This is a genomic window from Cellulomonas aerilata (assembly GCF_007991755.1).
Taxonomy (GTDB): domain Bacteria; phylum Actinomycetota; class Actinomycetes; order Actinomycetales; family Cellulomonadaceae; genus Pengzhenrongella; species Pengzhenrongella aerilata.
The window spans coordinates 17,861-35,306 of the sequence record NZ_BJYY01000011.1; the positions used below are offsets into that span (position 1 = coordinate 17,861).

Here is a 17,446-nt window from a genome sequence, read left to right on the forward strand (position 1 = left end):
GTGCGGGTCTCGTCGAGGGACACGCTCCCGAACCTACCGGCGGGTCCGCGCCGCGTCCGAGCGGCTCCACGCGAGCGCGGCGGTCACCGCGTCCCCAGGCGGTCAGGACGAGCGCTCCCCCAGCCGCCGGTGGTGCGGGCTGTCCGGGTTGAGCAGCGAGTGCCGTCGTCCGTAGGCGAAGTAGATGACCAGGCCGAGGAGCAGCCACACCCCGAAGCGCAGCCAGGTCTCCCAGTGCAGCCGGCTGATGAGGAACAGCGAGAACAGCACGCCGATCGCCGGCACCACGGGCATCCACGGCAGCCGGAACGTGCGCGCCGCGTCGGGGCGGGTCCGGCGGAACACGATGACCGCGACGCACACCACCACGAACGCCGACAGGATGCCGATGTTGGTCAGGTCGGCGACCGTGCGGATCGGGAAGACCCCGGCGAGCAGGGCGGACCCGATCCCGGCGATCCAGGTGACCCGCTGCGGGGTCCCGTGCCGGTCCACCCCCGAGAACCACCGGGGCAGCAGCCCGTCCCTGCTCATCGAGAACCACACGCGCGTGACGCCCAGCAGGAACGTGAGCATCACCGTGAGGATGGACAGCACCGCGAAGACCGAGATGATGCTCGCGATCACGGGCAGCCCCACGTTGGAGAACGCCGACGCGAATCCGGCGGTCGGGTCGATCTCCTCGTAGCTCTGCAGGCCCGTCAGCACGAGCGTGGCCGCGACGTAGAGGACCATCGCGATGACCAGCGACAGGATGATCGCCTTGGGCATGTGCCTGCGGCCGTCGTGCGCCTCCTCCGCCGCGGTGGACATCGCGTCGTACCCGAACACCGCGAAGAAGACCGTCGCCGCGCCGGTGAGCACCGGGCCGAACCCGTTGGGCAGGAACGGGCTGTAGTTGCCCGTGTCGATGTAGAACAGGCCGAGCCCGATGATGAACAGGATCAGCAGGATCTTGATCGCCACGGCGATCAGCTCGAACCGGCCGAAGGTCCGCGTGCCCCGGCTGAGGATGAACGTCACGAGCAGGCAGATGAGGACCGCGGGCAGGTTCACCACGCCGCCCTCGGCCTCGTCGGCGGTGGCCGAGAGCGCGACCGGGATGGACAGGCCGAACCCGTCGAGGAACGCACCGAGGTACCCGGAGATGCCGATCGCGACGACGGCGACGATGGCGATGTACTCGAGCAGCAGGTCCCAGCCGATGAACCAGCCGATCACCTCACCCAGCGCGACGTAGCCGTAGGTGTAGGCCGACCCGGCTCGCGGCACCATCCCCGCGAACTCGGCGTACGACAGGGCGGCGGCCGCCGACGCGACGCCGGCGACCAGGAAGGAGAACAGGACGCCGGGCCCGACCGCGGGGTTGTCGGCGTCACCGTGCGCGACCAGCCCGGCCAACGAGAAGATGCCGACGCCGATGATGCCGCCGACGCCGATCGCGGTGAGCTGCCACAGGCCCAGGCTCTTGGCCAGCACGCCGCCGCCGCCGTGGCCCGGTTCGTCCACCTGGTCCACGGGCATCCGTCGCCAGATCGAGGTCTGTGCCATGGTGCTCCTGCTCTCTGCTCGGTGCGGTGCGGTGCGGTGCTGCGCGGGTCGTCGACGTGCGGGTCGGGGTGGTCGCCGGTCACGTCCGGCGGTCCGGGGGGCGGGCCGGCAGGTGCCCCAGGGCGCCGACCGCCGGCTCCGGGGGCGCGACGACGAGCTCGGCCACCGTCCCCACCGGCGACGCGTACGTCACGGGCGGTACGGGGGGCCGGCCCAGCGACATGTCCTGGACCTCCCCGAGCCCGCGCAGGGCAGGCGCGACCGACCGGGCGACCGGCACACCGCGACGGCGCGCGCGGACGGCCCGGACGACGAAGGTCGCCGCCCCGGCGCCGTACAGGCCGTAGACCATCCACGTGGCCGCCGGGTTCTCCGTGAGGGCGAACCACACCATGAGGGCGAGCACGCCCACGCACGCCACGGACACCAGGAGGCGACCCACCCGCATCGCGTCCCCCTCACCTGTGCTGGTCACCGGCCGGCCCGTCCCGTCGACCGTCCTGCCGTCCGGCGCCCATGCTCCGCGCCGGACCGTCGCCTACCTCGCGCCGAAGTCCACGTCCTGCGTCGCCACCGTGCCCGCCGTGCGCCCGGGCGCCGACTGGTACGTCCAGTAGAGATTGGTGTGCGCGATGACCTGGTCCGGGGGCGGCGCGCCCCAGGCCGACTGGTCCTCGGTGGTGTGCGCGTCGCTCACGAGGGTCGCGTCGTACCCGCGCACGAGCGCCCCGTGGAGCGTCGACCGGATGCACGCGTCGGTCTGCGCCCCCACGACCAGCAGTCGCCCGACGGCCAGCCCGGCCAGGACCGTCTCCAGCTCGGTCGCCTCGAACGCGTCGCCGTAGATCTTCTCCACGCGGGGCTCCCGGTCCTCCGGGGACAGCTCGGGCACGATGCGCCACTGCTCGCTGCCCCGCTCGAGCGTCTCGTGGTCCTGGACCCACACGACAGGGGTCCCGTGCCTGCGGGCCGCCTCGACCAGGTGGGCGACGTTCGCGACGACCCTGTCGCGCTCGTGCGCACCGGCGACGACGCCGTTCTGGAGGTCGACGACCAGCAGGGCCGTCGCCGGACGGTCGGCGAGAGTCGTCATGGTGGTCCGTCCTGTCGCGCCGCGATGTGACCCTCGTCACCGTAGACCGCACCACCCACACGGCGCAGCGACATCGCCGCGCGCGTCGCCGCGCGCGTCGCCACCCGGGTGCGTGCTCCGGGCGGCACCTCCGGCGGACGGGCCGCCCGCCCTAGGTGTGCATCCACGGGGTGTGGCTGATGCCGACCAGCAGGTGCTCCGGGCTCCGCAGGCGCGCCGTGGTCTGCCCCCACGGCTCCTCCCGCGCCCGCCGCAGCACGGTGCAGCCGGCGGCCTCGAGATCGGAGACGGCCGCCGCCACCGCCTCGGGGCCGGCGACGTCGAGCTCGATCCACGCCTGGGGCACGGGGTGCTCCGGCGGCCAGGTCGAGGTCCCGAAGGTGGACTCGGCCGCCTGCTCCAGCGGCCAGATCGCGAAGGCCTTGGTGCCCGGCAGGTCGTCGGTCGCGAAGTAGCCCGGCGCGACCTCCTCGAACCGGATGCCGGCCGTCCCCGACCAGAACGCCAGCGACTCGGCCCCGGACCTGGCGATCGGACCGAACCCGGCGACGAACTGCACGTCCATCCGTGCCCCCTCCCCGTGGTGCGACGGCGACGTCGTCGCGAGCCACCCAGCATGGCGCTCCCCTGGTCCGGGCGTCGCCTCCTCGCCGGCGCCGTGACCCCAGGTCGACGGGACGCCGGCGCGGGTCGGGGGTCGGGCGCCGCGCAGCCGCGACCTGCGCTCGTCGTCAGGCGACGAGCGAGCGCCCCTGCTCGGCGAGCGCCCCCAGGCGCGACAGCGCCCGGTAGTACTTCTTGCGGTACCCGCCGGCGAGCATCTCGGCCGGGAAGAGGCCGTGGATGCCGCTGCCGCCGAGCAGGACCGGGACGTCCCGGTCGTAGAGCCGGTCCACCAGCACGACGAACCGCAGCGCGGTGCTCTGGTGCCCCAGGGGCCGCACCCCGGTCAGACCGACGAGCTCCACGTCGTCGAGCAGGGCGCGGTAGCGGCTGGGGTGGATCTCGCCCAGGTGGTCCAGCAGCGCGCCGAACTCGTCCAGGGTGGCGCCGTCCCGGCCCGCGATGCTCGCGCGGACGACGTCGTCGGGCAGGCCGCCGAGGTCGGTGGTCGTCACCCGGTGCCGGTAGTCCTCGCCGTCGACCCGCAGCACCTCGAACCGGTCCGCGAGCGCCTGGATCTCGCGGAGGAAGTCCTCGGCGGCGAACCGTCCCTCCCCCAGCGACCCGGGCAGCGTGTTCGAGGTGGCCGCGAGGGAGACGTCCCGGTCGGCGAGCTCGCGCAGCAGCCGCGACATCAGCACGGTGTCGCCAGGGTCGTCGAGCTCGAACTCGTCGATCGCCACGAGGCGCTTGCCGCCCAGCGCCTCGACCGTCGGGCCGAACCCGAGGGCGCCGACCAGGTTCGTGAACTCGACGAACGTGCCGTACGCGCTGTCGGCCCGGCCCACCTCGCGCACCAGGGACGTCAGCAGGTGGGTCTTGCCGACGCCGAAGCCGCCGTCGAGGTACACCGCGGCCGGACGCGCCTTGCGGCCGAACCCGAACAGCCCGCCCCCGGTGCCGGCCCGCTCCACCTCGGTCGCCACGGAGCGCAGCCGCTCGACCGTCCGGGCCTGGCTCGGGTACGACGGGTCCGGCCGGTAGGTGTCGAAGGACTCGCGCGCGAAGTGCTGCGGCGGCACCAGCTCGTCCAGCAGCCGCTCGGTGGGGACCCGCGGACGGCGCTCGGTCAGGCTCGGTGCGGTGGTCGCGGTCACGGTCGTCGAGCCTAGTTCCGGCCGGTGGTCGTCGCCGGTCGCCGCCCGTGGGCGGACGGGTCCGGGCGGCGGGCCGGGCGACGGGTCCGGGCGACGGGCCGGTGACCACCGCACCGATAGCCTCCCCCGATGGCTCCCGACCCGCCCCGGTCGCCGTCCACGGCGCCGCCCGCCCCGACCCTGGACGTGCTGCTCGGTCCGGCGGGACCCGGCGGACGCATCCCGGCGGAGCCGGGCGAGGCGACGCTCGCCGAGCTGTACGCGCACCCCGACCCGGGCGCCGGCGCGGCGTGGGTGCGGGCCAACATGATCGCCACGCTCGACGGGGCCGCGACCGGGCCGGACGGGCGCTCGGGGTCCATCAACGGTCCGGCCGACCACCGCGTGTTCGCGCTGCTGCGGTCCCTCGCGGACGTCGTCCTGGTCGGCGCGGCCACGGTGCGCGCGGAGGGGTACCGCGAGCTGCCGATCCGGGCGGACCTGGCGGGTCCGCGTGCGACCCGCGGCAGCCGCCCCGCGCTGGAGCTGGCCGTGGTGACCCGCTCCGGTCCGGTGCCCGACGAGCTGCTCGACTCCGCCCACCCTCCCCTGGTCGTCACGGTCGGGGACCGCCCCGACCTCGACGGGCTGCGTCGGCGGATCGGCGCGGAGCGGGTGGTGGTCGCCGGCACCGGCGACGTCGACCTGGCCCGGGCGCTCGCGGCGCTGGCGGCCCGGGGCCTGCCCCGGGTGCTGACCGAGGGCGGCCCGCACCTGCTCGGCCGGCTGCTGGCGGCGGGGCTCGTGGACGACCTGTGCCTGACGACCAGCCCGCTGATCGCCGGCGACCCCGGGCCGCGGGTCGTCGCCGGGACGGGCTGGCTGAGCCCACCCGTCCCCGCTCGACCGGCGCACCTGCTGCACGCGGACGGCGTCCTGCTGGGCCGATGGCTGGTCGGGCGGCACGCCGAGCAGGCCGGTTAGGGTCGGGGCGTGACCGCATCCCTGCCGGACGCCGGCGTCCCGGACCCGTCCCTGTCGGCCCCCGCCCCGCCGCCGCTCACGGACCGCACCGTCGTCGTCCTCACCGAGGACACCCTGACCGCCGCGGACGTCGCGCACATCACCGCCCTGCACGCCGAGGACGACGTCGACTACCGCGTCCTGGTCCCGGCCGACACCGAGCGCAACCTGCTCGTCTCCGTCGTCGACCACCTCGGCCTGGGAGAGCTGCGCGAGGCGCTCGACGAGGTGCTCGGGCGCGAGCCGCACCCGGCGGAGGCCAGGGCGCAGGCGTCCGACCAGCTCGCCGGCAGCCTGGCCGCGTTCGGGGCGGCCGGTGAGGTCGCCGACGGCTCCGTGGTGGGCGACGACCCCATCCCGGTGCTGACCGACGAGGTCGCTCGTGGCGGTGTCCGGGAGATCGTCGTGGTCACCTACCCGCACGCCGTCGAGGACACGTTCCACCGCGACTGGGCGTCCCGGGCGCGCGACCGGCTCCGGGTGCCGGTGCTGCACCTCTACGCGGGGACCAGCGAGCTCGGCTGACGGAGCGTCCGGCGGCCCGCGGGGCTCTCCCCCGCGGCCGGTCGGCTCCTCAGGCCCCGAAGGCCTGCACCGCGGCGGCGACGACGTCGGCGGCTCGCGCGCGCAGGGGGTCGCCGCGGTCCGGGACCCGGGCGCTGCGGTGGTCCGTCCACGCGGCGGCCAGAGCGCTCCTCGCCTCGGCGGGCGTCACGCCGGGCAGCGCCTCCAGCAGGGCGGGCACGAGCCAGTCGACGTCGAGGACGCCCTTCGGCGGCGCGAACACACGCTCCCCGCTGACCCAGTCGGTCGGTCCGGCCATGCCGACATCGTGGCAGGTCCGCGAGCGTGACGGCGGTCGTGGCCGGCCCGACACCTCACGCACGCCGTGCGCGGGGCCCTCACCGATCGGGTGGGGCCTGTGGCGACTCCCCGTTGGCGACCGCCTCGATCCAGTCCACGCCCGCGTCGGACAGGTGCAGGCCGTCCGGTCCCCGCTCGACGCCCCACCACGCATCGGACGGCACCGAGCCGGCCACCCGTGCGATGTCGTCCAGGACCGCCTCGGTCAGGGCCTCGCCGGCGTGCGCGACCAGCCAGTCACGGGATGCCTGTGCGAGCAGGGGCCACCAGGCGTCGAGGTCCACGGTCCACACGCTCCTGAACCCAGCGGCTGAGCGCAAGCACCGATCGGTGCCTCTTGAGGATGCCGCCGTGACGCTGGACCCTGGAGGCCCGTCCGGTCGGAGGCACTCATGGGCACGCTGGTCTACGCAGCCAACACCTCGCTCGACGGCTACCTCGAGGACGAGGCCGGCTCCTTCGACTGGTCGGAGCCCGACGAGGAGGTGCACGCCTTCTGGAACGAGCACGAGCGACAGGTCGGCACGTCCCTCTACGGCCGCCGCATGTACGAGACGATGCGCGTCTGGGAGAGCGACGACTGGCTGACGACCGAACCGGCCGTCGTCCGCGAGTACGCGGGGATCTGGCGCGACGCCGACAAGGTCGTCTACTCCTCGACGCTGCCGGAGGTGTCGACGGCGCGGACCCGGATCGAGCGGCGCTTCGACCCCGAGGCGGTCCGACGGCTCAAGGAGACGTCCGGCTCCGACCTGAGCATCGGCGGTGCGACCATCGCGGCCGAGGCCTTCCGGCACGGGCTGGTCGACGAGTGCGTGCTGCTGCTGTGCCCCGTGACCGTGGGCGGCGGCAAGCCGGCGCTGCCGCGGAACCTCCGGCTCGAGCTCGAGCTGCTGGACCAGCGCCGCTTCGGCAACGGCGTCATCTGCGTGCGCTACGCGGTGCGGAGCGGTCCGTGAGACGTCGTGCAGCGCACGACCCACGCCGAAGCCGGCACATGGACGCCGGCGACGATCCGTGTGCATCCGGTCGGGTCGCTCGTCCGGCTACCGCGATGGCTTCCCGGTCGGGCGCGGACCTGCCGCACCCGTGGCTACGGTGGTGAGTCCCGTCGCACGCGCACCGACCTGTGCATCGACGGTGCAGAGACTCGGGTCGTAGGGTGCCAGGTGCGGGGAACCGGCTCGACGGTGAGGACCTCCCGCACGCGCGGGCGCTGGTATCAGCGGTACGTGTCCCGCTCCCGCGGCCGACCGGGAGGTGTCCGATGTGGCGTGCTCTACGCATTGTCGTGACCGGCGCGTTCGCGATGTTCCTCGCAGCGGCGCCCGCAGTGGCGCAGCCGACCGGGGGGCTGGAGAGCCGGTTGGCGGAGCTGTGGTCGTCGGTGCTCGAGACGCCGGGCGGCGCGGCGCAGAACCCGGTCCTCGAGGGTGACCCGTGCGTCGACCTGCGCGGGCGAACGGTCGCGCCGTTCGGCGGCCTCCGTGAGGAGCTCACGTGCACGGTCGAGGAGGGGACGAAGATCTTCGTCGCCGCCTGGAGCTCGGAGTGCAGCACCTTCGAAGCAGGGACCGACTACTTCGGCGCCGACAAGGCCGACCTGCGTGCCTGCGCGGCGAGGATCGACGCCGGCGTCACCGTCGAAGCGACCCTGGACGGAGCGCCGCTGCCTCTCACCGAGGTCACCACGCGACCCCTCCGGATCGGACTGCCCGCGGCGAACGTGTTCGGTCTCACCGGTGACGCCCGAAGGGGCCTGGCGGTGGGCCACGGCTGGGTGGCGACGGTCCGCGGTCTGCAGCCGGGTACCCACGAGATCGTCATCCACAGCCGCGGCGAGTACCTGGACGCGCCGCTCGATCTCCACAGCACGACGACGATCGTCGTCAGGCCACGCCACACGTAGGGTCCGGCGGTCCTGCGCACCGAGGCGCGGCGGGACCGGCCGGACAGGCGGCCCGGTGCTCGGTCGGACCGTGGCTGCGGGGGCGACCACGGTCGCCCCCGCAGCCGGCTCAGAACCCGGTCGCGGTCGGCTCGGGGTAGTACGTCCGGAACTTGCGCACCTGGTTGAGCAGGGCCGCGGCGACGTACGCCCGCCGCTGGACGGACCCGTCCGCCGGGTACCGCAGCGGGTGGGCCACCGCGCCGGACCGGATCAGCCCCTGGACCTTCGCCCGCAGCGCCGGCTCGCGCACGTACCGCAGCAGCAGGCGGTGCGGGAGGATCGAGTACAGCACCTCGCGGTCGACGACCACCGGCTCCACCGCCCGCCCGTGGACCCGGTCCTCGACGAGGAACCGCACGGGGTTCGCGCCGGCCGCCGTCACGTAGTAGTTGTTGCGGCCGATCCGCGGGTTGACCTCGAAGAAGCGGAACGCCCCGTCCCGCGGGTCAACCTTGACGTCGAAGTTGGCGAACCCGACGTAGCCGGTCCGGGTCAGGAACCGGCGCGCCTGCTCGAGCATCTCGTCGAACCGTCCGGTCACCATCGCGGCCGGGTTCCCCAGACCTGACGGCGTGTGCTCCTCGAGCAGCACGTGCGCCGAGCACAGGAGCGTGATCGTCCCGGCGGAGTCGACGTACGCGGTGATGGACCGCATCTGGGTGTCGTCGCCCGGGACGAGCTCCTGGGCGACGAACCGCCCGCGGAACCCCGCCCCGCGCAGCGACGTCCACAGCGCGTCGAGCTCGGCCGGGGTGCCGATCTCGAACACCTTCTTCTTGCCCTCGAAGTGCACGTCCTGGTAGTCCGCGCTGCTGGCCGCCTTGGCGATCAGCGGGTACGGCAGGTCCACGGGGACCGGGGCCCAGCCGGCGTCGGCCGCGCGCGCGAAGTCCTGGACGATCGTCCGGGGCACCGAGATGTCCATCTCGGCGCACATCTCGGCGAACACGGCCTTGTCCGAGATCCGGTCGAGCAGGTCCTGCGACAGGAACGGCACGACGTAGTGGGGCTCGAGCTGCTCGCGGTGCCGGACGACGACCCGCACGAGCCAGTCGGAGTTCGCCATCAGCACCAGGCGCCTGCCGGGGTGCTCCCCCGCCAGCGTGACGAGCCGGTCGACCATCTCCTGCGGGGACGCGCCCGGTCCCAGCAGCACGTTCTCGATGATGCGCGAGCGCGCCACCGGGCCCAGCGCGGCCCCGCTGACGACGATCGACCGCACGCCGTAGGCCTCGTGGAAGGCGCGCGCCAGGGCGTACACGCCGATGTCGGCGCCGAGCATGACCGGCTGGAGCGGGAGGTCCGGCGGCGCGCCCGGTCCGGAGCCCGCGCCCGCGGAGGCCGGACCGGGTGCGGCCGAGCTCACTGAGCGGTCTCGGTGCGGTCGCCGGTCCACTCGGTGTGGAAGGTGCCCGCCCGGTCGACCCGGCGGTAGGTGTGCGCCCCGAAGAAGTCGCGCTGCGCCTGGATGAGGTTGGCCGGCAGCCGCTCGGCGCGGACGCCGTCGTAGTACGCCAGCGAGGAGGAGAACGCCGGGACCGGGACGCCGTTCTGCGCCGCACCGGCCACGATCCGCCGCCACGCCGCGACGCCGTTGCCGACAGCGCCGGTGAAGTACTCGTCCGCCAGCAGCAGGGGCAGCTGGGGGTTGCGCTCGTAGGCCTCGGTGATGCGGTTGAGGAACCGCGCCCGGATGATGCAGCCGCCGCGCCAGATGCGCGCCATCGCGCCACGGTCGATGTCCCAGCCGAACTCGGCCGACGCCGCGGCGATCTGGTCGAAGCCCTGGGAGTACGCGACGACCTTCGACGCGTACAGCGCGAGCCGGACGTCCTCGATGAATGCGTCCCGGTCCTTGACGTCCCAGTCGGCGGTGTGCGCCGGCAGCACGCCGACGGCGGCGGTGCGCTGCGGCACGGACCCGGACAGCGCACGGGCGAACGTGGCCTCGGCGATGCCGGTGATCGGCACCCCGAGGTCGAGGGCGTTCTGCACCGTCCAGCGGCCCGTGCCCTTCTGCTCCGCGCGGTCCTCGATGACGTCGACGAACGCCTGCCCGGTCGCCGCGTCGACGTGGGCGAGCACGTCGGCGGTGATCTCGATGAGGAAGGACTCCAGGTCCCCGGTGTTCCAGTCGGCGAAGATCTGCCCGATCTCGGCCGCGCTCGCGCCGAGGCCCTGCTTGAGCAGGTCGTACGCCTCGGCGATGAGCTGCATGTCGGCGTACTCGATGCCGTTGTGCACCATCTTGACGAAGTGGCCGGCGCCGTCCGGGCCGATGTACGTGCAGCACGGCACGCCGTCGACCTTGGCGGAGATGTCCTCCAGGATCGGGCCGAGCGTCGTGTAGGACTCGCGCGAGCCGCCGGGCATGATCGACGGCCCGTTCAGCGCGCCCTCCTCGCCGCCGGACACGCCCGAGCCGACGAAGTGCAGGCCGTGCGCCTTGAGCTCGTTCTCGCGGCGGATGGTGTCGGGGAAGTGGGCGTTGCCGGCGTCGATGACGATGTCGCCCTGCTCCAGCAGCGGGATGAGCTCCTGGATGACCGCGTCCGTGGGGCCGCCGGCCTTCACCATGATGACGACCTTGCGGGGGCGCTCGAGCGACGCCACGAAGTCCGCCATGGACTCCGACGCCACGAACGTGCCCTCGTGGCCGTGGTCGGCGACCAGCGACTGGGTCTTGGAGTTCGAGCGGTTGTGCACCGCGACCGTGTACCCGTGCCGGGCGAAGTTCCGAGCCAGGTTGCGGCCCATGACGGCCAGACCCGTCACACCGATCTGTGCAGTTCCGGGTTCAGTTCCGGGCATGGGTCGCAGCTCCTTCGTCGGGGGGACTCGTCGGTGCGAGCCTATCGGCGGGCGCACACCCCCGACCGGCGCGCCACATCCCGGGACGGACCGCGGGCGCCCGTACGCTCGCGTGCGTGATGACGACCGGGCAGGGCGACGTCCCCGCGGACTTCGTGCGCGCCCTGCACACGCTGCGTGCGGCACGGCTGCGTCCCGAGGTGCACCTGGAGGAGGTCCCGGGGCCGGGCCGGATCGCCCCGTTCTCGGTCGCGCTGACCGCCGAGGTGCGCCTGCCGCGCGCCGAGGAGGGCCTGGCGTCGGGACGCTTCGTCGTCCTGCACGACCCGGCCGGGCAGGAGGCCTGGGACGGCGTCTTCCGGGTCGTCACGCTGGTCCGCGCGAACCTCGAGGCCGAGCTCGCGGCCGACGCCCTCCTGGCCGAGGTCGCCTGGACCTGGTTCACCGACGCCCTGGGCGCCAACGGCGTCGTCCCGCACGCCGCCGGCGGCACCGTCACACGGGTGCTGTCGCAGAGCTTCGGTGCGCTGGCCGACAGGCCCGACGAGGTCGAGGTGGAGCTGCGCGCGTCGTGGACGCCGCAGGACGCCGACCTCGAGCCGCACCTGACCGCCTGGGGGACCCTGCTGTGCACCACAGCGGGCCTGCCGCCCATGCCCGACGGCGTCTCGGTCCTGGGCCGACGCCGCTGACACCCGGCCGCGGTCGCGGCCGAGCGAGCACCGCGCAGCGCGCGCCGTCCTCGTAGCGAGCAGCGATCGCGGGTAGGTCAGGCGTCGATCAGGGGCGTCGTCGCGCCTCCGGGCGGGCCGGCGCCGCAGCTCGGCTTCACCCGCACACGACCTCCCGCGAAATCCTCAAGGAATACCCGTTTCGGTCCGATATCACCGGAGAGAGAAACGCCCCTTCCTTCGGAAAGTGAACAGCCGTGACCATCGAGACCCTGCGCACCACCGCCCATGCCGAGCGCACGGTCGCTCCGGTCTCCCCCGTGCGCCGGCCCGGGTCGACCGGACCCATGTGCATCGTCGTCAACGAGCTCGCCGAGGGTGGCGGGGAGACCCTGGTGAACAACCTCGGTCGCCGTGGCTCCACCCGGGTCATCCTGCTGGCCCGCCACGCCGCACGCCGTGACCTCGTCCAGCTCCTCGCCGGCGGCGTCCGCGGCGGCGTCACCGCCGACCCGCGCCGTCTGGCGGCGCTGCAGGCCCGCACCGCGGCAGCGCCCGCGGCCCCGGCGCCGGAGCCCGAGCCCGAGGCCGCCCCGGCTCCGGAGCTGCCCGACCTGACCGCCCGCGAGATCGGCGTCCTCGAGCTCGTCGCCGCCGGACGCACCAACCGTCGCATCGGTGAGGAGCTCGGCCTGTCCGCGCTCACCGTGAAGAGCCACCTCGCGCGGATCTCCCGCAAGCTGGGGACGGGCGACCGGGCCGAGCTGGTCGCCATCGTCATCCGGGCCGGCAAGATCGCCTGATCTGTCCACCCACGGCGTGACCCCGGTCACGCCGTGGGTGACCCCTGCGCGGGTCCGGCGGACGGGCGTCTGCCGACGCCATACGGTGGCCCCATGGAGCCCGATCAGTCGACCGTCACGACCGAGCTCACCGACGAGACGCTCGAGCCCCAGGCGCCGACGTCCCCGGTGGTGCCGCTCGTGGAGCCGGTCGGGGGTGTCCCGCCGGTCACCCAGACCCCCGAGGAGCTCGCCGCGGTCGTCGAGGCGTTCGCGGCCGGCACGGGGCCCGTGGCCGTCGACGCCGAGCGGGCCTCGGGCTACCGGTACGGCCAGCGGACCTACCTGGTCCAGCTGCGCCGGGAAGGCGCGGGGACCGCCCTCATCGACCCCATCGCGCTGCCCGACCTGTCCGGGCTCTCCGAGGCGCTCGTCGGGGTGGAGTGGATCCTGCACGCGTCGTCGCAGGACCTGCCCGGCCTCGCGGAGCAGGGCATGCGCCCGAGCCGGGTCTTCGACACCGAGCTGGGCGCCCGCCTGCTCGGGCTGGAGCGCGTCGGCCTCGCGGCCGTCGTCGCGGACCTGCTCGGCCTGGGCCTCGCCAAGGAGCACTCCGCGGTGGACTGGTCGACCCGGCCGCTGCCCGTCGAGTGGCTGCGGTACGCCGCCCTCGACGTGGAGGTGCTGGTGGAGCTCCGCGAGGTGATGGCCGAGCGGCTCGCCGTCGCCGGCAAGGCGGAGTGGGCGGCGCAGGAGTTCGAGGCCGTGCGTCTCACGCCGCCGGCGCCTCCGCGCGTCGAGCCGTGGCGCCGCGTGTCCGGCGTGCACGCGCTGCGCGACGCCCGCCGCCTCGCCGTCGTCCGCGAGCTGTGGGAGGCGCGCGACCGCAACGCGCGCGAGCGCGACATCTCCCCCGGCCGTGTCCTGCCCGACACCGCGATCGTCGCCGCCGCGCAGGCCCTGCCGCGGTCGGTCGAGGCGCTGACCGCGCTGCCCGCCTTCTCCGGCAAGGGCGCCCGACGCCGGATCACAGTGTGGCAGGCCGCGATCCAGCGCGGTCTGGCCACCCCCGACCGCGAGCTGCCGTCGGTCCGCGGGCCGCGCAGCGACGCCCCGCCGCCGCCGCGGGCCTGGGCCGAGCGCGACCCGGACGCCGCCGCCCGGCTGGCCGCGGCGCGGGAGGTCGTCGCCGCCCTGTCCGCCGAGCACACGGTGCCGGTGGAGAACCTGCTCCAGCCCGACCTGCTGCGCCGGCTGTGCTGGACGCCGCCCGGCGAGCTCGACGTCGACTCGATCGCCGCCTTCCTCGCGGCCGGCGGGGCGCGGCCCTGGCAGGTCGGCCTCGTCGCGCCGGCTCTGGCCGCCACTTGGGTTACCGAGCAGTAACTTCGGCTGACGGCGCGCGCGAGCGCGGGTAGCGTCGGCGGTCGGCCCGCGGTTCCGGCGGGCGCAGGACACCGTCGTCCACCCGAGGAGAGATCCGATGCCCTCCGCGTCGTCGCGCCCCACCGTCCGACCCGTCGTCTTCGTCGACGGCGTCCGCACGCCGTTCGGCCGTGCCCGTCCGGACGGCCTGTACGCGCACACCCGCGCCGACGACCTCGCCGTCAGGACCGTCCGCGAGCTGCTGCGCCGGCACCCCCAGCTGCCGCCCGAGCGCGTCGACGAGGTCGCGATCGCCGCCACCACGCAGTCCGGCGACCAGGGGCTGACGCTCGGCCGCACGGTGGGCGTGCTCGCCGGGCTGCCCCGCTCCGTGCCGGGGTTCGCGATCGACCGCATGTGCGCCGGCGCGATGACCGCCGTCACCACGACCGCGGGCGCGATCGGCTTCGGCGCGCAGGACGTCGCCCTGGCCGGCGGGGTCGAGCACATGGGGCGGCACCCGATGGGTCTCGACGCCGACCCGAACCCGCGGTTCGCCTCCGAGCGCCTCGTCGGCGCCGACGCGCTGGCGATGGGCAGGACCGCGGAGAACCTGCACGACCGCTACCCCGCCCTCACCCGTGAGCGGGCCGACGCCTACGGGGTCACCAGCCAGGCGCGGTTCGCCGCCGCCCTCGCCGCCGGACGGATCACCGCGGACCTGGTCCCCGTCGCCACCCGCGACCCCGAGCGCGGCTGGGGCCTGGCGACCGCGGACGAGCCGCCGCGCCCGGGCACGACGCTCGACGCCGTCCGGGGCCTGCCGACGCCGTTCCGCGCCGGCGGGCGGGTCACCGCGGCGACGTCCGCACCGCTCACCGACGGCGCCGCGAGCTGCCTGCTCGCCGCGGAGGACACCGCCGAGGAGCTGGGCCTGGCGCCCCGGATGCGGATGGTGACGTTCGCCTACGCGGGCGTCGACCCGGCCGTCATGGGGCTCGGGCCCGTGCCCGCCACCCGCAAGGCGCTCGACCGGGCCGGGCTGACCATCGACGACATCGGCCTGCTGGAGGTCAACGAGGCGTTCGCGGTGCAGGTGCTGGCGTTCCTGGACGACCTCGGCATCGCCGACGACGACCCGCGCGTGAACCCCGACGGCGGCGCGATCGCCGTCGGGCACCCGCTGGCGTCGTCCGGCGTGCGGCTGATGACCCAGCTCGCCCGCCACTTCGCCGCGCGTCCCGACGTCCGGTACGGGCTGACGACGATGTGCGTGGGGCTGGGCCAGGGGGGCACCGTGATCTGGGAGAACCCGCACCACCGCGACTACGACGGCCTCGCGCCCGCCACCTCGGCCACCCCCACCACCGCGCAGGAGCAGCAGCGATGACGACGACCGCCCGGCCCGCCGACGCGGCCGCCCCCGGCCAGGCCGCCCGCCCCGAGCGCGTCACCCGGGCGCTCGTGCGCGACGTCGAGCTGCCCGGCGGCGCCGGGACGCTGGCGCTGGTCACCCTCGACAACGGCCTGGACCACACCAAGCCCACGACGCTCGGCCCGGCGGGCCTCGCCGGGCTCCGCGAGGCTCTGCTCGGCCTGCAGGCACGCGCCGCCCGCGGGGAGCTCGCCGCGGTCGCCGTCACCGGCAAGCCCGTCTACCTCGCCGCGGGGGCGGACCTGACCGCGACCGCGACGATGACCGACGCGCGGGACGCCCGCGCGCTGGCCGAGCTCGGGCACGCCACGTTCCGGCTGCTGGGGGAGATGGACGTCCCGACGTTCGCCTACGTCAACGGCGTCGCCCTCGGCGGCGGCCTCGAGCTCGCGCTCGGCTGCACCTACCGGACCGTCTCGGCCGCGGTGACCGCCCTCGCCCTGCCCGAGACATTCCTTGGCCTGGTCCCGGGGTGGGGCGGGTGCTACCTGCTCCCCCGGCTCGTCGGGGTGCAGCGCGCGCTCGAGCTCATCGTGACCCGGCCGCTCGCCAACAACCGGATGACCACCGCCGCCGAGGCCCTGGAGCTGGGCCTGGTGGACGCCGTCCTGGAGCCGGCGGACTTCCTCGAGCAGTCGATCGTGTGGACCGCCGACGTCCTCGCCGGCCACCTCGTCGTCCCCCGGGCGCCGCTGGACGACGAGGCGACCTGGGACGCGGCCGTCGCGGGCGCCCGGCGTCGGCTGGACGCGCGCCTGCACGGCGCCAGGCAGGCCCCGTACCGCGCGCTGGAGCTCGTGGCCGCGGCCCGCACCGCCGACCGTGACACCGCGTTCGCGGCCGAGGACGACGTGCTCACCGAGCTGATCATGTCCGACGAGCTGCGCGCCGGGCTCTACGCGTTCGACCTGACCACCCGCCGGGCCCGCAAGCCCGCCGGCGCACCCGCGGAGGAGCTGGCGGTCCCCGTGCGGTCGGTCGGGATCGTCGGCGCAGGACTCATGGCCGGTCAGCTGGCGGTCCTCGTCGCCCGGCGGCTGCGGGTCCCCGTCGCGCTGCGCGACCTCGACGACGAGCGCGTCGCGGCCGGGCTCGCCGGCATCAGGACGCTCGTGGACGGCATGGCCGCGAAGGGGCGGATCTCGCCGAGCGAGGCCAACCGCATCCTGGCGTCCGTCACGGTCAGCACGGACCTGCACGCCCTGGCGGGCGCCGACCTCGTGGTCGAGGCGGTCACCGAGGTGCTCGCCGTCAAGCAGCGCGTCTTCGCCGAGCTGGAGGACGTCGTCGCGGAGCGCGCGGTCCTGGCGACGAACACCTCGGCGCTGTCCGTCGCGCAGATGTCGGCCCACCTGCGCCACCCCGAGCGGGTCGTCGGCCTGCACTTCTTCAACCCGGTCGCACAGATGCCGCTCGTGGAGGTGGTCCGCACGCCCGCGTCCGGTGACGAGGCGGTGGCGACGGCGTTCGCGGTGGCCAAGGCACTGGGCAAGACCGCCGTCGGGGTCGCGGACCGGCCCGGGTTCGTGGTCAACCGGCTCCTGCTGCGGATGCTCGCCGAGGTCGCGGCGGCCGTGGAGGGCGGGACCCCGGTCACCGTCGCGGACGTCGCCCTGCGCCCGCTCGGGCTCCCGATGGGCCCGTTCGCGCTCATCCAGCTCGTCGGGCTCCCGGTCGCGCTGCACGTCCTGGGGTCGCTGCACGAGGACCTCGGTGACCGCTACCCGCTGTCGCCCGGGCTCGACCGCCTGGCGCGCGAGGGTCGCCGGGTCGTCCCGGAGCCGGACGGCCGGGGCGCGGAGCACGGCGTCGACCCGGCGATCCAGGACGTGTTCGGCGAGCCCGGCCCTCCCGGCGCGCTGGACGGGGCCGGAGTCCTGGACGCGGTCCTGGCCGGCCTGACCGAGGAGGTGGGGCTGATGCTCGACGAGGGCGTCGTCGGGTCCGCCGACCAGATCGACCTGGCGATGATCCTCGGCGCCGGGTGGCCGCTGCACCTGGGCGGCCTGACGCCGTACCTGGACCGTTCCGGGTACTCCCAGCGCGTCCTGGGGCGCCGGCTGCTGGCGCCGGGCGTCGCGGACGTCCCCCGCTGACCTTCGCCCGACGGCCCGTCGACCCCGGTGGTCGGCGGGCCGTCGTCACACCTGCCCGGACGTCA

General features: G+C 74.8%; 18 protein-coding genes. 9 read left to right on the forward strand and 9 right to left on the reverse strand.

Features of this window, described 5'->3' with window-relative positions; genetic code table 11:
• Positions 1-102: 102 nt before the first annotated feature.
• From CAE01nite_RS06780 to zapE, 5 genes are all read right to left on the reverse strand, one after another.
• Positions 103-1,551 carry an amino acid permease gene (locus CAE01nite_RS06780; RefSeq protein ID WP_146901900.1) on the reverse strand — a complete coding sequence of 483 codons (1,449 nt, stop codon included), beginning with the start codon at positions 1,549-1,551 and terminating at the stop codon, positions 103-105.
• 79 nt (positions 1,552-1,630) lie between these two features.
• Complete coding sequence (locus CAE01nite_RS06785) at positions 1,631-2,026, reverse strand: hypothetical protein (protein ID WP_146901903.1); 396 nt, start codon at positions 2,024-2,026, stop codon at positions 1,631-1,633.
• 63 nt (positions 2,027-2,089) lie between these two features.
• A complete protein-coding gene (locus CAE01nite_RS06790) occupies positions 2,090-2,644 on the reverse strand; it encodes an isochorismatase family protein (protein ID WP_146901906.1) in 555 nt (184 codons plus the stop codon).
• A gap of 151 nt (positions 2,645-2,795) precedes the next feature.
• Positions 2,796-3,209 (reverse strand): VOC family protein, encoded by a 414-nt coding sequence (locus CAE01nite_RS06795; protein WP_146901909.1) that lies wholly within the window; start codon positions 3,207-3,209, stop codon positions 2,796-2,798.
• Between the two features lie 166 nt (positions 3,210-3,375).
• A complete protein-coding gene (zapE, locus tag CAE01nite_RS06800) occupies positions 3,376-4,404 on the reverse strand; it encodes a cell division protein ZapE (RefSeq protein ID WP_146901912.1) in 1,029 nt (342 codons plus the stop codon).
• 129 nt (positions 4,405-4,533) lie between these two features.
• Between zapE and CAE01nite_RS06805 the strand changes: the two genes are divergently transcribed.
• Entirely contained in the window at positions 4,534-5,367 is an 834-nt protein-coding gene (locus CAE01nite_RS06805) for a dihydrofolate reductase family protein (RefSeq protein ID WP_146901915.1), read from the forward strand.
• A gap of 51 nt (positions 5,368-5,418) precedes the next feature.
• On the forward strand, positions 5,419-5,931 hold the full coding sequence (locus CAE01nite_RS06810; protein ID WP_146902007.1) for a hypothetical protein: 513 nt from the start codon (positions 5,419-5,421) through the stop codon (positions 5,929-5,931).
• 49 nt (positions 5,932-5,980) lie between these two features.
• Here the strand turns inward: CAE01nite_RS06810 and CAE01nite_RS06815 are convergent, their stop codons facing one another.
• Complete coding sequence (locus tag CAE01nite_RS06815; RefSeq protein ID WP_146901918.1) at positions 5,981-6,229, reverse strand: hypothetical protein; 249 nt, start codon at positions 6,227-6,229, stop codon at positions 5,981-5,983.
• Between the two features lie 79 nt (positions 6,230-6,308).
• Complete coding sequence (locus CAE01nite_RS06820) at positions 6,309-6,554, reverse strand: hypothetical protein (protein ID WP_146901921.1); 246 nt, start codon at positions 6,552-6,554, stop codon at positions 6,309-6,311.
• Between the two features lie 108 nt (positions 6,555-6,662).
• Here CAE01nite_RS06820 and CAE01nite_RS06825 point away from each other — a divergent pair, with 108 nt between their 5' ends.
• On the forward strand, positions 6,663-7,229 hold the full coding sequence (locus CAE01nite_RS06825; RefSeq protein ID WP_146901924.1) for a dihydrofolate reductase family protein: 567 nt from the start codon (positions 6,663-6,665) through the stop codon (positions 7,227-7,229).
• A 332-nt stretch (positions 7,230-7,561) separates the two neighbouring features.
• Positions 7,562-8,179, forward strand: a complete 618-nt coding sequence (locus tag CAE01nite_RS06830) for a hypothetical protein (protein ID WP_146901927.1) — start codon at positions 7,562-7,564, stop codon at positions 8,177-8,179.
• 109 nt (positions 8,180-8,288) lie between these two features.
• Here CAE01nite_RS06830 and CAE01nite_RS06835 read toward each other — a convergent pair whose 3' ends face one another.
• Positions 8,289-9,587, reverse strand: coding sequence for a carboxylate--amine ligase (locus CAE01nite_RS06835; protein WP_371862889.1), 1,299 nt, complete (start codon positions 9,585-9,587; stop codon positions 8,289-8,291).
• Positions 9,584-11,032 (reverse strand): NADP-dependent phosphogluconate dehydrogenase, encoded by a 1,449-nt coding sequence (gene gnd, locus CAE01nite_RS06840; protein ID WP_146901930.1) that lies wholly within the window; start codon positions 11,030-11,032, stop codon positions 9,584-9,586. The genes CAE01nite_RS06835 and gnd overlap by 4 nt, the downstream gene beginning before the upstream one ends.
• A gap of 119 nt (positions 11,033-11,151) precedes the next feature.
• On the opposite strand from gnd, the gene CAE01nite_RS06845 reads away from it, so the two are divergent.
• The 5 genes from CAE01nite_RS06845 to CAE01nite_RS06865 all read left to right on the forward strand — a co-directional run bounded on the left by CAE01nite_RS06845 (position 11,152) and on the right by CAE01nite_RS06865 (position 17,381).
• Positions 11,152-11,724, forward strand: coding sequence for a DUF3000 domain-containing protein (locus tag CAE01nite_RS06845; protein WP_146902012.1), 573 nt, complete (start codon positions 11,152-11,154; stop codon positions 11,722-11,724).
• A 236-nt stretch (positions 11,725-11,960) separates the two neighbouring features.
• Entirely contained in the window at positions 11,961-12,506 is a 546-nt protein-coding gene (locus CAE01nite_RS18915; RefSeq protein WP_246131051.1) for a helix-turn-helix transcriptional regulator, read from the forward strand.
• A 93-nt stretch (positions 12,507-12,599) separates the two neighbouring features.
• The gene (locus tag CAE01nite_RS06855) at positions 12,600-13,871 is read left to right on the forward strand and encodes an HRDC domain-containing protein (RefSeq protein ID WP_146901933.1); all 1,272 of its coding nucleotides are present in this window, start codon (positions 12,600-12,602) and stop codon (positions 13,869-13,871) included.
• A gap of 97 nt (positions 13,872-13,968) precedes the next feature.
• Positions 13,969-15,240: a thiolase family protein gene (locus CAE01nite_RS06860; protein WP_146901936.1), complete on the forward strand. Its 1,272-nt coding sequence runs from the start codon at positions 13,969-13,971 to the stop codon at positions 15,238-15,240.
• On the forward strand, positions 15,237-17,381 hold the full coding sequence (locus CAE01nite_RS06865; protein WP_146901939.1) for a 3-hydroxyacyl-CoA dehydrogenase NAD-binding domain-containing protein: 2,145 nt from the start codon (positions 15,237-15,239) through the stop codon (positions 17,379-17,381). The genes CAE01nite_RS06860 and CAE01nite_RS06865 overlap by 4 nt, the downstream gene beginning before the upstream one ends.
• Positions 17,382-17,446 lie beyond the last annotated feature (65 nt).

What these genes read in the sequence shown, in the direction of transcription:
- CAE01nite_RS06795 (WP_146901909.1), bottom strand. Translation starts at nt 3,209, where the DNA reads ATGGACGTGCAGTTCGTCGCCGGGTTCGGTCCGATCGCCAGGTCCGGG.
- CAE01nite_RS06865 (WP_146901939.1), top strand. Translation starts at nt 15,237, where the DNA reads ATGACGACGACCGCCCGGCCCGCCGACGCGGCCGCCCCCGGCCAGGCC.
- CAE01nite_RS06815 (WP_146901918.1), bottom strand. Translation starts at nt 6,229, where the DNA reads ATGGCCGGACCGACCGACTGGGTCAGCGGGGAGCGTGTGTTCGCGCCG.
- CAE01nite_RS06825 (WP_146901924.1), top strand. Translation starts at nt 6,663, where the DNA reads ATGGGCACGCTGGTCTACGCAGCCAACACCTCGCTCGACGGCTACCTC.
- CAE01nite_RS06855 (WP_146901933.1), top strand. Translation starts at nt 12,600, where the DNA reads ATGGAGCCCGATCAGTCGACCGTCACGACCGAGCTCACCGACGAGACG.
- CAE01nite_RS06860 (WP_146901936.1), top strand. Translation starts at nt 13,969, where the DNA reads ATGCCCTCCGCGTCGTCGCGCCCCACCGTCCGACCCGTCGTCTTCGTC.
- CAE01nite_RS06845 (WP_146902012.1), top strand. Translation starts at nt 11,152, where the DNA reads ATGACGACCGGGCAGGGCGACGTCCCCGCGGACTTCGTGCGCGCCCTG.
- CAE01nite_RS06805 (WP_146901915.1), top strand. Translation starts at nt 4,534, where the DNA reads ATGGCTCCCGACCCGCCCCGGTCGCCGTCCACGGCGCCGCCCGCCCCG.
- gnd (WP_146901930.1), bottom strand. Translation starts at nt 11,032, where the DNA reads ATGCCCGGAACTGAACCCGGAACTGCACAGATCGGTGTGACGGGTCTG.
- CAE01nite_RS06790 (WP_146901906.1), bottom strand. Translation starts at nt 2,644, where the DNA reads ATGACGACTCTCGCCGACCGTCCGGCGACGGCCCTGCTGGTCGTCGAC.
- CAE01nite_RS06780 (WP_146901900.1), bottom strand. Translation starts at nt 1,551, where the DNA reads ATGGCACAGACCTCGATCTGGCGACGGATGCCCGTGGACCAGGTGGAC.